The organism is Saccharothrix lopnurensis (assembly GCF_042658445.1).
Lineage (GTDB): Bacteria > Actinomycetota > Actinomycetes > Mycobacteriales > Pseudonocardiaceae > Actinosynnema > Actinosynnema lopnurensis.
On record NZ_JBHSQO010000038.1, the window covers coordinates 22,637 to 37,738 of the forward strand.

General features: G+C 72.1%; 8 protein-coding genes. 4 read left to right on the top strand and 4 right to left on the bottom strand.

What is annotated here, in order from left to right; all coding sequences use genetic code 11:
- Nucleotides 1-20: 20 nt before the first annotated feature.
- Nucleotides 21-1,592 carry an FAD-binding oxidoreductase gene (locus ACFP3R_RS27875; RefSeq protein WP_380639969.1) on the bottom strand — a complete coding sequence of 524 codons (1,572 nt, stop codon included), beginning with the start codon at nucleotides 1,590-1,592 and terminating at the stop codon, nucleotides 21-23.
- Between the two features lie 289 nt (nucleotides 1,593-1,881).
- On the opposite strand from ACFP3R_RS27875, the gene ACFP3R_RS27880 reads away from it, so the two are divergent.
- Entirely contained in the window at nucleotides 1,882-3,096 is a 1,215-nt protein-coding gene (locus ACFP3R_RS27880) for a hypothetical protein (RefSeq protein ID WP_380639971.1), read from the top strand.
- Between the two features lie 89 nt (nucleotides 3,097-3,185).
- Here the strand turns inward: ACFP3R_RS27880 and ACFP3R_RS27885 are convergent, their stop codons facing one another.
- Both ACFP3R_RS27885 and ACFP3R_RS27890 read right to left on the bottom strand, forming a co-directional pair.
- Nucleotides 3,186-4,475: an aminotransferase class V-fold PLP-dependent enzyme gene (locus ACFP3R_RS27885; RefSeq protein ID WP_380639973.1), complete on the bottom strand. Its 1,290-nt coding sequence runs from the start codon at nucleotides 4,473-4,475 to the stop codon at nucleotides 3,186-3,188.
- Nucleotides 4,472-5,224 carry a crotonobetainyl-CoA--carnitine CoA-transferase gene (locus ACFP3R_RS27890; protein ID WP_380639975.1) on the bottom strand — a complete coding sequence of 251 codons (753 nt, stop codon included), beginning with the start codon at nucleotides 5,222-5,224 and terminating at the stop codon, nucleotides 4,472-4,474. The genes ACFP3R_RS27885 and ACFP3R_RS27890 overlap by 4 nt, the downstream gene beginning before the upstream one ends.
- Before the next feature lie 674 nt (nucleotides 5,225-5,898).
- Here ACFP3R_RS27890 and ACFP3R_RS27895 point away from each other — a divergent pair.
- Both ACFP3R_RS27895 and ACFP3R_RS27900 read left to right on the top strand, forming a co-directional pair.
- Complete coding sequence (locus ACFP3R_RS27895) at nucleotides 5,899-11,355, top strand: ATP-binding protein (RefSeq protein WP_380639977.1); 5,457 nt, start codon at nucleotides 5,899-5,901, stop codon at nucleotides 11,353-11,355.
- A gap of 236 nt (nucleotides 11,356-11,591) precedes the next feature.
- Nucleotides 11,592-12,149 (top strand): NUDIX hydrolase, encoded by a 558-nt coding sequence (locus ACFP3R_RS27900; protein WP_380639979.1) that lies wholly within the window; start codon nucleotides 11,592-11,594, stop codon nucleotides 12,147-12,149.
- On the opposite strand, the gene ACFP3R_RS27905 is transcribed toward ACFP3R_RS27900, so the two are convergent.
- Nucleotides 12,126-13,322, bottom strand: a complete 1,197-nt coding sequence (locus ACFP3R_RS27905; protein WP_465270000.1) for an XRE family transcriptional regulator — start codon at nucleotides 13,320-13,322, stop codon at nucleotides 12,126-12,128. The two genes, ACFP3R_RS27900 and ACFP3R_RS27905, sit on opposite strands and share 24 nt — an antisense overlap.
- Nucleotides 13,323-14,017: 695 nt before the next feature.
- Here ACFP3R_RS27905 and ACFP3R_RS27910 point away from each other — a divergent pair.
- Complete coding sequence (locus ACFP3R_RS27910; protein ID WP_380639983.1) at nucleotides 14,018-14,968, top strand: anti-sigma factor RsbA family regulatory protein; 951 nt, start codon at nucleotides 14,018-14,020, stop codon at nucleotides 14,966-14,968.
- Nucleotides 14,969-15,102 lie beyond the last annotated feature (134 nt).

Below are 15,102 nucleotides of genomic sequence, written 5' to 3' on the forward strand. Positions count from 1 at the left end.
TGGTCGGTGGGGGGAGGTGGCTAGTCCGGCAGCCGCACGGACAACGCGTGGCGGAAGACGTCGCGCGGGTCCCAGCGCTTCTTGACCGCCTGGAGGCGCGGGTAGTTCCCCTGGTAGTACAGGGAGGTCCACGGCGCCCCGGAGGCGTTCCACACCGGATCGGCGAGGTCGGCGTCCGCGTAGTTGATGTAGGCACCCTCGCTGGCCTCGCCCGGCACCGGGACGCCGCCGGAGTCGGCGTAGAGGTCGCGGTAGAGCCCCCTCACCCAGGCGAGGTTCGCGGCGTCCTCCGCCTCGGTGCGCCAGCTCGCGCCGCAGATCATCTTGAGCACGGAGCCCCGGTGCGCCATCGCCGTCGCCCCCGCCGGCACGGAGTTGACCCGGCCGCCGGCGGGCAGCAGGATCACCAGCGCGTTCGGGTTCGCGGGCGCGGCCCCGTCGAGGTACCGGTACAGCGTGGAGATCTGCCCGTCGGAGTACGCCTTGCGCAGGAAGGCCGACTTCGCCTTGTACCGCCGGGTGTCGCGGTCGCCCCACTTGCCCGCGCCCGGGTAGGTCATCCGGTAGAGCCAGGGCACCGACTGCCGCCGGTCCACCACCGGGGCCACGCCCATCCGCGCGGTGATCTCGCCGAAGTGCGCGTTCAGCAGCCCGGCCGCGTCCGGCAGCGAGTCGTCGATCATCGCGGTCAGCGACACGAACCCGCCCGCCCGGTGCCCGAGCACCAGCCAGCCGGAGAGGTTCGCGTACGGGGAGTGGGCGGAGCTGTTGCGCTCGAACCACGCTCCGTGCTCGCGCACGAGCGCGTGGAAGGCTTGCTCGGTCAGCGAGTCCCAGCGCCACATGAGGTCGCCGACGAGCCACCGCGCGGGCGGCTTCGGCAGCAGGGCGGTCGGGTCCGCCGACGCGACGTCGGGATCGCGGAGCCAGTACTTCGTCACGATGCCGAAGTTCCCGCCACCACCGCCGGTGTGCGCCCACCACAGCTCCCGGTTCGGGTCGTGGCGGTCGCGCGAGGCGACGACCGCCCGCGCCCGGCCCGAGCGGTCGACCACGACCACCTCCACCGCGTGCAGGTAGTCGACGGTGGCGCCGAAGCGGCGCGACAGCGGTCCGTGACCCCCGCCGACGATGTGCCCGCCGACGCCGACCTCCGGGCAGTCCCCACCGGGGAACGCCACGCCCCAACGGCTGTACAGCGACCGGTACGCCTCACCGAGCGTCGTGCCCGGCTCGATCGAGAACGCCCGCTTGGAGCGGTCGAACTGCACCTGGTCCATCAGCGACAGGTCCAGCAGCACCTTGATGTCCGACGAGGTGGTGAAGTCCTCCCACCCGTGGCCACCGCTGCGCACCGCGATCCGCCTGCCCCTCGCGACCGCTTCCGACACGGCGTCGACGACCTGGCGGGTGCTGGTCGCCACCCGCACGTGGTCCGGCCTGCCGACGAACCTGTGGTTGTCACCTCGCAGGAAAGCGTCGTACCGCGGATCGCCGGCGGCGATGGTCGCCGCCCGCTCCTCGCCGCCGGCCACCGCACGCGGCTCGGCGTCGGCGCTCGCCGCACCACCGAGCAGGGTTCCGGTTGCCACGGCACCGGCCATGAAACCTCGCCGGTTCAACTCCGTCACGGTCACGCTCCCGTCGTGGGGTCGCGCCCGATGCTCGAAGTCCACATCGGACGCGAGTAACTGTATAATAGTTAACCAATATAGATGGCCCTTGTCGAGGCCCTCACCGCCGCCACGGGCACTGACACACCCGTTTGCGCACTAATTTAGCCCGTTCGGCCTAAAATTTACCCGTGATCTCCACACCCATCCGTGACGACGAGCAGCTAGCATCACTTCGAATTTTGTACCCCGCAAGGATGAGGTGGCCATGCGCCTGCCCTGGGCACGTTCCGCGAGTCGACGAGCATTCACCACGGCGCTGGTCGTCGTCACCGGGCTGGTCGCGACGACCTCCGGCGCGCACGCCGACCCGCGCGGGCGGGAGTCGGTGTCGTGCGCGGAGGTGACCGAGTCCACCGTGAACGACTGGATCCGCCGGGCCAACGGCGGCGCGGCCGTGCTGAGGAAGGTGAACACCGGCACGCGCGGGTGCACCGTGCCCGTCGGCCCGACCGGGTTGGAGCCGCTGAGCGGCCGGCTGACCCTCACCGCCGTCGGCGCCAACCTCACCCTGCACGGCGGCGACTCGGTGTTCGACGTCCGCAACGGCGGGGTGCTGACGATCAACCGCCTCACCCTCTCCGGGGCGACGTCGAGCGCCGTGGTGAACAACTACGGCGGCACGGTGTTCGTGAACAGCAGCACGATCACCGGCAACCGCGCGTTCTTCGGCGGCGGCCTGGTCAACAGCGGCGGCACGATGACCATCAACGACACCACCATCACCGGCAACACCTCGCAGGGCCAGGGCGGCGGCCTCGGCAACAGCGGCTCGACCGGCTTCCTGGTGGTGACCAACTCGCGGATCACCCGCAACAACGGCCTCTACGGCGGCGGCCTCATCAACGCGGGCGCCACGACGTACGTCATCGGCAGCGAGATCAGCGAGAACACCTCCGACGGCGCGGCCGCCGGCGTGGTCAACAGCGCGGGTTCGCTGAGCATCATCGGCAGCACGGTCTCGCGGAACACCGTGCTGCGGTGCCCCGGCCCGTCGCTGTGCGGCGGCGGGTTCACCAACGCGGGCAACCTGACCATCCTGCGCAGCGTGGTGTCGGGGCACAACGAGTCCGCGATCGGCAACCTGGGCGGCGGCGCCCTCCAGGTGACCAACAGCAAGGTCGAGGACAACTCCGCGCCGGGGCCCGGCGCCGGGGTCATCAGCGCGCTCGGCGGCGTGGTGACGATCAAGGACAGCGAGTTCACCCGCAACCGCTCGGACGCGTCGGGCGGCGCGGTGGCCAACACCGGCGGTGGCGTGATCACGCTGGAGCGCAGCCGGATCACCGGGAACAGCGCCGCGCTCGGCGGCGGTGGCCTGGCCAACCTCGGCAACGGGCTGGTCACGGTCACCACCGGCAGCGTCGTCACCGGCAACGCGCCGGACGACTGCACCGGCGTGGTCGAGGGCTGCCAGTCCTGACCAGCGGTCCCGCCCACCCCGAGGGGCCCGGCCGGCGGCCGGGCCCCTCGGGGTGGGTCAGGACCCACGTCGGTCCACTGTGAACGGTGCTACAGGAACCGCTCGGTGGGGTGCTCGGTCGTCCAGACGCCGGCCTTGACGGTGCGCAGCGCCCGGGACACGAACTCGACCTCCTCCACCGTGTTGTAGACGCCGAAGGAGAGCCGCACGGTACCGACCGGGTCGAGGGTGTCCACGAACGTGTTCGCGCAGTGCACCCCGGCCCGCATCGCGACGCCGTGCCGGTTGAGGTGGTCGCCCACGTCGTAGGGGTGGATCCCGTCCACCACGAGGGACACGATGCCGCTGGGGTCGGCGGCCGGGTCACCGACCACCCGCACCCCCGGCACGGCGGAGAACGCCTCGACGGCCGTGCGCACGAGCAGCTCGTCGTGCCGCCGGATCTCGCTCCACCCGATCGCGTCCAGGTAGTCGAAGGCGGCGGCGAGCCCGACCGCGCCGGCGATGTTCGGGGTGCCCGCCTCCAACCTGGCCGGGACCCCGACGTAGCGCACCGGGTCCTCGAACGTCACGTCCTTCACCGTGCCGCCGCCGACCTGCCACGGCGGCAGCCCGGCCAGCCGCTCCCGCTTCCCGTACAGGACGCCGGTGTACATCGGCCCGTACACCTTGTGCCCGGAGAAGCAGTAGAAGTCGGCGTCCAGGTCGCGCACGTCGACCTTGCGGTGCGGCACCGCCTGCGCGCCGTCGACCACCACGGGGACGTCCCGGCGGTGCGCGGCGGCGACCAGCTCGCGCACCGGGTTCACCGTGCCCAGCACGTTGGACACGTGCGTGAGGGCGGCCAGCCGCACCCGGGGTCCGAGGCCCTCGGCGAACCGGGCCGGGTCGACCCCGCCGCCCTGCTCCGCGTCCACCACGACCAGCTCCGCGCCGGTCGCCTCGCAGAGCCGGCGCCACGGCAGCAGGTTCGAGTTGTGCTCCATGCCGGTGACCACGAGCTGGTCGCCCTCCGCCAGCACGGCGCGGCCGAGGGTGTCGGCGAGCATGTTCACCGCCGCCGTCGTGCCGGAGGTGAACACCACCTCGTCGGTGTGCTCGGCGTTGATCGCGCGCTGCACGACGGCGCGGCTCTCCTCGTACGCGTCCGTCGCCTCGAAGGCCAGGCGGTGGTAGCCGCGCCCGACGTTGCTGTTGGCGGTCTCGTAGAAGGTGACCAGCGCGTCCAGCACGGCGCGGGGCTTCTGCGTCGTCGCGGCGTTGTCCAGGTACACGAGCGGGTTGCCGTCGAACGACCGGCCGAGTATCGGGAAGTCCTCCCGGACCCGGTCACCCGCTGCGGTCTGGGCACGGTGGCCGGGGCTCACCACGTTGGTCACACGGACTCCTTGGTGTCGCTCGTGACGAACATCCCCGTGAACTCGTCCAGGAACGACGGGGGGAATTCCAGCACCTTCTGGTCCGAGTACCGGCGCGGTTCGCCCCGCTCCAGGTGCGGCCCGAAGAAGTACCAGCAGATCTGGGCGACCTGTTCGGAGAACAGCACCGGGTGCACGTCCGGCGAGTACATCCCCATGTGGCAGAAGGCCGCCCGGAACTCGCCGCGCGAGGAGAAATCGTTGTCGAACATGACGTGCCCGAAGATGTCGTGCACCGCGCGGAAAACGTCGTTGTACCGGAAATCGACCCCGCCGACGCTCAGGCCGGTGGGGGCCAGCATGGGGTGGTAGCCGGTTTCACCCTCGCCGTGCCCGGAACCGTGCCCGGAATCGGTGAGGTAAACGTGGAGCACGCCGGTCGAGAGGACCGAGGCCCGCAGGTCGGCGGAATCCCGGTACGGCTGCCCCGGGCGGGCCCACGGTTCGACGGTGATGCCGACCCGCCGGATCACCTCGTACTGCTGGAGCGTCTCCCACTTGAACCGGTGGTAGAGCCGGCTGAGCCGGGCGTCGTAGGCCAGGTGGGGGGCGCGGTCGAACCACCGGGCGACCCGACGGCAGTAGTCCGGGTTCCACCGCATGGTCGCCCGCCTGCGTCCGCTCAGCGGTTCGTCCCGGCCCGCGCCGTCGTGGGACGAGCGTGCGACGTAGGCATCGGCCGCGTCCGCTAGTCGCCTCTCCAAAACCATCGTCGCTCCCGACAGTACGCGCTGCCACCCGACACGTCCTGATAAGTATCAGATTTTTTAGTCAATGGCAACCTGGTACCCCCTGCGGACCTTCCGGTCAAGGACTTCGCCACGCGTCACACCTCCTCGTGCAACTGTCCGCAGTGCAGGTGAGACCCACCGTACCCGCTCGAAGCCCGGCCGCGTCCGGCTCGACGCGACGCCTCACAACTACTTAATATATAAGTAGCCGAAACTTCCCACCCGAGGCCGACGCCAAAGCACCGCGACGGCCGGGCGCCACGCCGGCGAAGGGGTCCCGGACCGGGTCTCGGCGGCCGGGCGGGGTGAAGAAAAACCGAACAGCGTCGACAGAATGTGGGAAACCCCCTCAACCCCTATCGGTGGCCGGCTCCCGCCGAGCGCCGGCCACCGGGCAGCGGGAACGAAACCGCAGGTCGTGGGCGTCGTGGGGGTCGTTTCGGGACCGGCGGGCGTGGAGCCGGGGTCGCCGCCGCGGCTATTAGGGGGCCCTGTACTGCACCGTCAACGGGGTCTCCCCGCCGGCGGGTTGGCCATACTCGTCCCGAGCCCACCCCGGCACAGCACCGGCCGGGCCACCAGGCAGAGTGTGGACGCGACCTGAACGGACGCCCAGGCTCGTGGTTCACGTACAGAAGGGAATGGTCGGTCGGATGTTCCGCCGTATCGCGATCGTCAACCGGGGAGAGGCCGCGATGCGGCTCATCCACGCGGCCCGGGAACTGGCCGAGGAGACCGGCACGGCGATCGACACGATCGCCCTGCACACCGACGTGGACCGCGGTGCCGCGTTCGTCCGCGAAGCCGACGTCGCCCACGACCTGGGACCGGCGTCCGCCCGCCCCTACCTCGACCTCAAGGTCCTCAAGAAAGCCCTGGTGGAGACCCGGGCGGACGCGGCCTGGGTCGGCTGGGGCTTCGTCGCCGAGGACCCGGCGTTCGCCGCGCTCTGCGAGGAGGTCGGGGTCACCTTCATCGGCCCGAGCCCCGAGGCCATGCGCAAGCTCGGGGACAAGATCGGCGCCAAGCTGATCGCCGAGGAGGTCGGCGTCCCGGTCGCGCCGTGGAGCCGGGGCCCGGTCGAGTCGCTGGACGCCGCACTGGAGGCCGCGGCCGGCATCGGCTACCCGCTGATGCTCAAGGCCACCGCGGGCGGCGGCGGGCGGGGCATCCGGGTGATCACCAGCGACGCCGACCTGGCCGACGCCTACGAGCGCACCAGCCAGGAGGCCGCGCGGGCGTTCGGCAGCGGGGTCGTGTTCCTGGAGCGCCTGGTCACCGGGGCCCGGCACGTCGAGGTGCAGGTCATCGCCGACGGCCAGGGCACGGCGTGGGCGCTGGGGGTGCGCGACTGCTCGGTCCAGCGGCGCAACCAGAAGATCATCGAGGAGTCGGCCTCCCCCGTGCTCGACGCCGACCAGGCCGCCGAGCTCAAGGCGTCCGCCGAGCGGCTGGCCGTCGCGGTCGGTTACCGGGGCGCGGCCACCGTCGAGTTCCTGTACCACCCCGGCGACCGGGCGTTCGCCTTCCTGGAGGTCAACACCCGGCTCCAGGTCGAACACCCGATCACCGAGGCCACCACCGGGTTCGACCTGGTCAAGGCCCAGCTGTGGGTGGCGGCCGGCAACCGGCTGGAGGGCGCGCCCCCGGTCGAGCGCGGGCACGCCGTCGAGGCCCGGCTCAACGCCGAGGACCCGGACCGCGACTTCGCCCCGTCACCGGGGCGCATCGTCCGGCTCGACCTGCCCTCGGGGCCCGGCATCCGGGTGGACACCGGCTTCGGCGAGGGCGACACCATCCCGGCCGACTTCGACTCGATGATCGCCAAGATCATCGCCCACGGCCGCCACCGGGCCGAGGCGCTGGGCCGGCTGCGCCGGGCCATGGCCGACACCACCGTGGTCATCGACGGCGGCGCGACCAACAAGAGCTTCGTCCTGGACCTGCTCGACCAGCCCGCGGTCGTCGACGCCACCGCGGACACCGGCTGGATCGACCGGGTGCGGGCCGAGGGCGGGCTCGTCGCGCACCGCCACTCCGCCGTGGCCGTGGCCGCCGCCGCCATCCAGGCGTACGAGGAGGAGGAGAGCGCCGAGCAGCAGCGGCTGCTGTCCACCGCGTTCGGCGGCCGCCCGCAGGTGCGGCACGAGTCCGGACGCGGGCTGGACCTCAAGCTGCGGGGCGCCTCGTACCGGGTCCGGGTCACCCGGGTCGGCGCGCAGCGGTTCCGGGTCGGCATCGAGGCCGGGTCCCAGGTCCGCACCGCCGATGTCGAACTGGACCGGTTCGACGAGCACGTCGGGCAGATCCGCGTCAACGGGACCCGCCACCGCCTGCTCGTGGGCACCACCGGGCCCGTGGTGCTGGTCGAGGTCGACGGCGTGGCGCACCGGGTCAGCCGGGACGAGGGCGGCGTGCTGCGCTCCCCCGCGCCCGCGCTGGTGGTGGCCACCCCGGTCGTGGTCGGCGCCGAGGTGGAGGCCGGCGCGCCGGTGCTGGTCCTGGAGAGCATGAAGATGGAGACGGTGCTGCGCGCGCCGTTCGCCGCCCGCGTGAAGGAGTGCGCGGTGGCCGTCGGCAGCCAGGTGGGGACCGGCGCCCCGCTGCTGCGGCTGGAGCCGCTCGCCGAGAACGACGCCGTCGACACCGCCGCCGCCCAGCAGCCGGTCGACCTCGACCTGGCCGACCTCCCGGACGCCTCCCCCGCCGACCGCGCCGAGCGCGGCCTCCAGGAGCTGCGCGGGCAGCTGCTCGGCTTCGACGTGGACCCGCACGACGACGGCAGGGTGCTGCGGGACTACCTCGTCACCCGGCGGGAGGCCACCGAGGCGGGCCGGCGACCGCTGGCCGGCGAGGTCGCCCTGCTGATCGCGTTCGCCGACCTGGCCGAGCTCAGCCGCAACCGCCCGGCGGGCGAGGACACCGGCGGCGAGGGCCACGTGCACAGCGCCCGCGAGTACTTCCACACCTACCTCCAGAGCCTGGACGTGGAGCGGTCCGGCGTGCCGGAGCGGTTCCGGGACAGGCTCGCCAAGGCGCTCGGCCACTACGGCGTCACCGGCCTGGACCGCACCCCGGACCTGGAAGCCGCCGTGTTCCGGATCTTCCTGGCCCTCCAGCGGGCCTCGGCCGACGCCGGGGTGGTGGTCGCGCTCCTGCGGGCCTGGCTGGACGAGGCGCCGCCGGACGACGCGCTGCGCGAGACGGTCGGACTCGCCCTGGAGCACCTCATCTCGGCGACCCAGGTGCGCTTCCCGGTGGTCTCCGACCTCGCGCGCGGCGTCGTGTTCGCCTGGCTGGGCCAGCCGCTGCTGCGCCGCAACCGGGCCCGCAGCTACGCCGAGGTCCGCCGGCACGTGCGGTACCTGACCGCGCACCCGCGGGCCGAGGACCGGGATGAGCGGGTCGCCCGGATGGTGCGCACGACCGAGCCCCTGGTGCGGCTGTTCAGCCGGTACCTGGAGCGCAGCACGCTCGACGACGCGCTGATGCTGGAGGTGCTGACCCGGCGGTACTACGGCAACAACCGCCTGGTCGACATCCGGACCAGCACGATCGGCGAGCGCACCTTCGTGACCGCCGAGCGCACCGACTTCACCGTGGTGTCCACCGCGACCCACCACGCCGAGCTGGGCGAGGCGCTGCGGGGCCTGGGCGCCCTGGCCTCGGACAACGGTCCGCTGGAGGCCGACGTCTACCTGGCGTGGCGGGACCAGCCCGAGGACGCCGCCGACCTGGCCGCCGCGCTGGCGGCCGTGGTCGCCGCGCACCCGCTGCCCGAGCAGGTCCGCCGGCTCACGCTCACCGTCGCGGGCCGCGGCGGCGCGGCCATGCACCAGCACGTCACGTTCCGCCCCTCGGGCGCCGGGATGGCCGAGGACCGGCTGCTCCGGGGCCTGCACCCGTACATCGCGCAGCGGATGCAGCTGGCGCGGCTGCGCGAGTTCGACCTCACGCGACTGTCCTCTTCCGACGAGGACGTGTACCTGTTCCACTGCGTCGCCCGGGAGAACCGCGCGGACGAGCGGATCGTGGCGTTCAGCCAGGTCCGGGACCTGGTGGCGCTGCGCGACCACGAGGGGCGCCTCGCCGCCCTGCCCACCGCCGAGGACACGCTGGCGACGTGCCTGGACTCGATCCGGCGCGCCCAGTCCCTGCGGCCGTCGTCGGCGCGGTTCAACACCAACCGCATCGTGATCTACGTCTGGCCCACCAGCGACATCACCGCCGACGAGCTGGAGCTGCTGGCGAAGCGGGTCCTGCCCACCACGGCCGGTGCGGGCCTGGAGGAGATCGAGTTCATCCTGCGGCAGCGGTTGGCGACCGGCGAGCTGGTGCGGATCGCCCTGCGGATCTCCTTCGACGCGGGCGGCGCCCCGGCGCTGACCATCGGGGAGCCCTCCGACGCGCCGATCCCGCCGCTGGACGGCTACCGGCTGAAGGTGCTGCGGGCCGGCAGCCGCAACACGGTGTACCCGTACGAGATCACCGGCATGATCGGGGAGTTCACCGAGCACGACCTCGACGAGCACCACGCGCTGGTGCCGGTGGACCGCCCCAGGGGTCAGAACACCGCGGCCGTGGTCGCGGGCGTGGTCAGCACCCCGACCGCGCGCCACCCGGAGGGCGTCACCCGGGTCGTGCTGCTCGGCGACCCGACCGACTCCCTCGGCGCGCTGTCCGAACCGGAGTGCCGCCGGGTCGTCGCCGCGCTGGACCTGGCCGAGCGGCTCGGGGTCCCGGTGGAGTGGTACGCGCTGTCCGCGGGCGCCCGGATCTCCATGGAGTCCGGCACCGAGAACATGGACTGGGTGGCGGCCGCGCTCAAGCGGATCGTCGAGTTCACCCAGGCCGGCGGCGAGATCAACGTGGTGGTCGCGGGCATCAACGTGGGCGCCCAGCCGTACTGGAACGCCGAGGCCACGATGCTCATGCACACCAAGGGCATCCTGGTGATGACCCCCGACTCGGCCATGGTGCTCACCGGCAAGCAGTCGCTGGACTTCTCCGGCGGCGTGTCCGCGGAGGACAACTTCGGCATCGGCGGGTACGACCGGGTCATGGGCCCCAACGGGCAGGCGCAGTACTGGGCGCCGGACCTGGTCTCGGCCCGGGACGTGCTGATGGCCCACTACGAGCACACCTACGTCGCGCCCGGCGAGGACGGGCCGCGCCGGGTGGGGACGAGCGACCCGCACGACCGCGACATCACCGGCTACCCGCACCAGGCGGTGGGCAGCGACTTCACCACCGTGGGGCAGATCTTCTCCCCGCTGGACAACCCGGACCGCAAGAAGGCGTTCGACATCCGGTCCGTCCTGCGCGCGCTGTCCGACCAGGACCGACCGGTGCTGGAGCGCTGGGCGGGCATGGCCGACGCCGAGACGGCGGTGGTGCAGGACGCGCACCTGGGCGGCATCCCGGTCTGCCTGCTGGGGATCGAGTCCCGGCCGGTGGAGCGGCGCGGCTTCCCGCCCACCGACGGCCCGGACACCTACACCGCGGGCACGCTGTTCCCGAGGTCGTCGAAGAAGGTGGCGCGGGCGATCAACGCGGCCAGCGGCAACCGGCCGGTCGTGGTGCTGGCGAACCTGTCCGGGTTCGACGGTTCGCCCGAGTCGATGCGCGAGCTCCAACTGGAGTACGGCGCGGAGATCGGGCGGGCCGTGGTGAACTTCCGGGGACCGATCGTGTTCTGCGTGATCTCCCGCTACCACGGCGGCGCGTTCGTGGTGTTCTCCAAGGCGCTGAACCCGAACATGACCGTGCTCGCGGTGGAGGGCTCGTTCGCCTCGGTGCTCGGCGGCGCCCCCGCGGCCGCGGTGGTGTTCACCCGGGAGGTCACCGCGCGCACCGCGGCCGACCCGCGGGTGCGGGAGTTGCAGGCCAGGGCGGCGGCCGCGGCCGGTGCCGACCGGGCGGCGCTGACCGCCGAGCTGGACGAGCTGCGCTCGTCGGTGCGGGCCGAGAAGCTGAGCGAGGTCGCGGGCGAGTTCGACCGGGTGCACAGCATCGGGCGCGCGGTCGAGGTCGGGTCCGTGGACTCGGTGGTCCGGGCGGCCGAGCTGCGGCCGCGGATCATCGAGGTGCTGGAATCCCGGCAGGGGTAGTGGGTGTCGTGGTGAGGGGGCGGTGCCGCGGCGCCGCCCCCTTGTCGCTCGTCGAGGCCGGTGCGTCTGCGCTCAGCCCCGCCTCCACGCGGGGTGGCGGGTCGGACGCGGGGTGGGATCGGGGCTGGTTCGGACGTTCCCCGAAGGGGGAATCCTTCTCCGGACTGATCCTGCTCCCGGACCGGCTCGTCCGGCGCTCCTGATCGGCCAGTCACGTTCCGGTAGCGTTCGACCACGTGGCTGCCGAGGAGACTCCCGCCGAGCTGACCCGCTGGACGATCCACGGCGAGCGCCTGGTGGACGACACCCGCAAGCTCAACGTCAGCATCGCCCACGTCGAGCTGCCCGACGGCGTCCACTTCGAGCAGTGGGTCCTGCGGATGCCCAAGGCCGTCATGACGCTGGTCCTGGACGACGCCCGCGAGAACGTCCTCATGATCTACCGCCACCGTTGGGTCATGGACCGCTGGACCTGGGAACTGCCCGGTGGCTACCTCGACCCGGACGAGGACCCCGCCGACTGCGCCCTGCGCGAGGCCGTCGAGGAGACCGGCTGGAAGCCCCGCGGCGTCGAGCTGCTGACCACCTTCCAGCCGCTCACCGGCACCGCCGACTTCGAGAACCTGATCTACGTGGGCCACGGGGCCGAGGACACCGGCCGGCAGGCCGACATCAACGAGGCCGAGCGCGTCGCCTGGATTCCCCTCGCCGACATCAAGGACATGCTCGCAGGCGGCGAGATCATCGGAGCCGCCGCGCAGATCGGTCTGCTACACGTGCTGGCCTTCCGGTGACCCGATGATCTCCATGGCCCGCATCTCCGCGAACAGCTCCACCACCACCGCCTCCTGCTTGAAGGGTGCCAGCCGAGCGGCCACGTCCGCGAGGTAGGCCACCGTTCGCACCGAGTTCAGGTTGCCCGCCATCCGCAGCGCCGAGAACCCGACCTCGACCGACTCCTCCACCCGCCGCTGATCGGCCAGGATCGAGGCGAGCAACGCCGTGTTGAACAGCCGCCCCCGCTCGTAGCCCTCGGTCATCTCCAGCGACCGCCGGGCGAACCCCTCGGCCTCGTCAGGCCGCCCGAGGTCACGGAAGGTGTGCGCGAACTTCGCCGCCAGGTACGCCGCGTCGAAGTAGTCCAGCCACTCCGGCACCGCCGAGCCCTCGGCACCGAAGAACAACGCCTCGGCGTCCCGCAGCGCCGCGACCGCTCCCTTGGAGTCACGCCGCAACGCGAGCCCGTGCGCCTCCATCACTGCGGCTTCCGCCTGGAGCACCCCGAGCCCGGTCCGCGACGCGTTGTCCCGAGCGCCGCGCGCCAGGTCGACCGCCACCAATGACGACCGGAAGAACGCCGCGTGATGACTCATCCCCGCCGGCATCTCCGCCGCCAGAGCGTGATCTCCCACGTCCTTGCACAACCGCAACGCCAACCGCAGGTGCTTCCGCCCGACCTCGACGTCCCCCACGTCGTACGCCATCCACCCGGCGAGCTGGTTCATCTCCGCAACAGCCCCGAACAGCTCACGCCGCACCCCGTCCCGGAACCGCCCAGCCCACAGCAGCGGCACGGCCTCAGCCACCAGGTACCGGCTCACCGTGGACCGCGCGTGCCCACCGCCGAACCGGTTGTCCAGCCGCCGGAACGTCCGCGTCATCGCCCGCAACGTCTCCACCTCCGGCAGCCCCACAACCCGATCCGCAGCAGGCACCGACGCGCCCACCGTGAACCACCCGAACGAGCGTCCCTGCTGCTCCCCCGCCACATCCGGTGACGAGCTGAACCGGAACCACAACAGCGCCTCAGGCACCCGCAGCGCCCGGGCCCACCGCTCCAACCGCACCAGGTCACTCGGCGCGGGCGTCCGGTCACGCTCCAGGTACGACACCTGCGGCTGCGACATGTAGAGCCAGCGCGCCAACCGAGCCTGCGTCAGCGGCGGGTCGTGGGCATACCGGTACACCTTCAGGACCCGCCCGAAGTGGCGAGGAGCGAACGCCTCCCGGAACTCCGGCGTCGCCCAGAACCTCGCCGGCTTCTCGGGCGCGTGGACAACCCGAGCCTCCCTCCGCGCACAAGCCGAACACAGCGCCGTGCTGTTGTCCGCCGCCAGCCGAGCCCCGCGCCCCCGGCAGCCCCGACGGTTCCGCCTTGCCCCCATCACCACCCCTGACCTGCGACTGGACCCGAGTGTAGCCACGCGGATGCGCACCGACCTGCGCATATCGGCGACACCGATATCCCATCCACGAACGTGGTGCCCCAGCCCGACAAGTCCCCACACAGTCGCGATAGGACAACGACCAAGGGAGCCAGGAACAACCTTTCGCGCACTGGCCTACGGCATGTACGCCAACTGGTCCCGCACGGCCCTTACGCACTCGCCTGCGGTATCCCGATCGGATCGGTGATCCGGTAGCGGGATCACGCGGGTTCCAGAACCCGGTGCCGTGCCGGCCCGCCGCGCTCATGGGTCGAGCCGAGGCACCTCGGGCGCGACGTGCCCGCGCCGCCCGACACCGGTACCCCGCGAATCCACTACACTGCGCATACCTCGTGGCGACGGTGTTGCGACCGCCGTCGTCCGGTCCCGCTCGATCCTTCGAGGTGCAGGACCCGAACCGGTTCGCGCGGAGCGGGTGCCATGGAGCGGGCGGCATGAGGACCGGCGCGGATTCCCGGCCGCGCGGTTACGACCACGCCGCGGTCCACTACCGCTCCCACGACGAACTCCTGGCCGTGGCGGTGCCGTTCGTCCGCGCCGGGCTGGACGCCGGTGAGGCGACCGTGGTGTCGCTGGAGCGGCACAAGGCCGAGCTGGTGCGGGAGGCGCTGCCGGACGCCTCGGACGTGGTGTTCCCGACCTCCGACGACCTCTACGCCCGACCCGCCGTCGCGATCAAGTCCTACCGGGGGCTGATGGCCGACCTCGTGGCCGGTGGCGCGCGGCGCATCCGCATCTTCGGCGAGGTCCCCCCTTCGGGCCTGGGTGCCGGCTGGGACTGGTGGGCGCGCTACGAGGCGGCGGTCAACCACGTCTTCGACGAGTTCCCGCTGCGCAGCATGTGCGGCTACGACACGCGCACCACCCCGCGGCGGATCCTGGACGACGTCGCGGCGACTCACCCGTTCGTGGTCACCGCCGACGGCCGGCGCCTGGTCAACGAGCGCTACGTCGACCCGCCCTCGTTCCTGACCGCGCCGCGACCGGTGGTCGACCACCCGCTCCAGCGCACGCCGCCGCTGCTCGAACTGGTCGACCCGACCCCGGCCGCCGCCCGCCGGGGTGTGCTCGACCACGACCGGACCGGGCTGCCCCGGGCCGAGGTCGAGGACCTGGTGCTGTCGGTGAGCGAGGTGGTGGCCAACGCCCTGCGCCACGGTCGCCCGCCCGTCCGGCTGCGGGTGTGGTCGGCGCCACGGCAGTTCGTCGTCACCGTCCACGACACCGGCGCGGGCCTCGACGACCCGTTCGCCGGCCTGCTGCCCGCGTGGGACCGGACCACCGGTGGCCTGGGGCTGTGGCTGGTCCACCAGCTGTGCCACCACGTCACCTTCGGCCGCGACGAGGGCGGTTTCACCATCCGCCTCACCCTGGGCGTCGCCTGAACCCGGCACGGTTGTGCCCGCCGTGGTGGCGATCTACGATGGAGCTCTGCGATAAGCGTCCGCTACGCGGAACGACGATTCGGGTTAAGCAGAAGCTCGGTTGCCGGTTCTCGTGCCAACCGAGGAGCCCAATT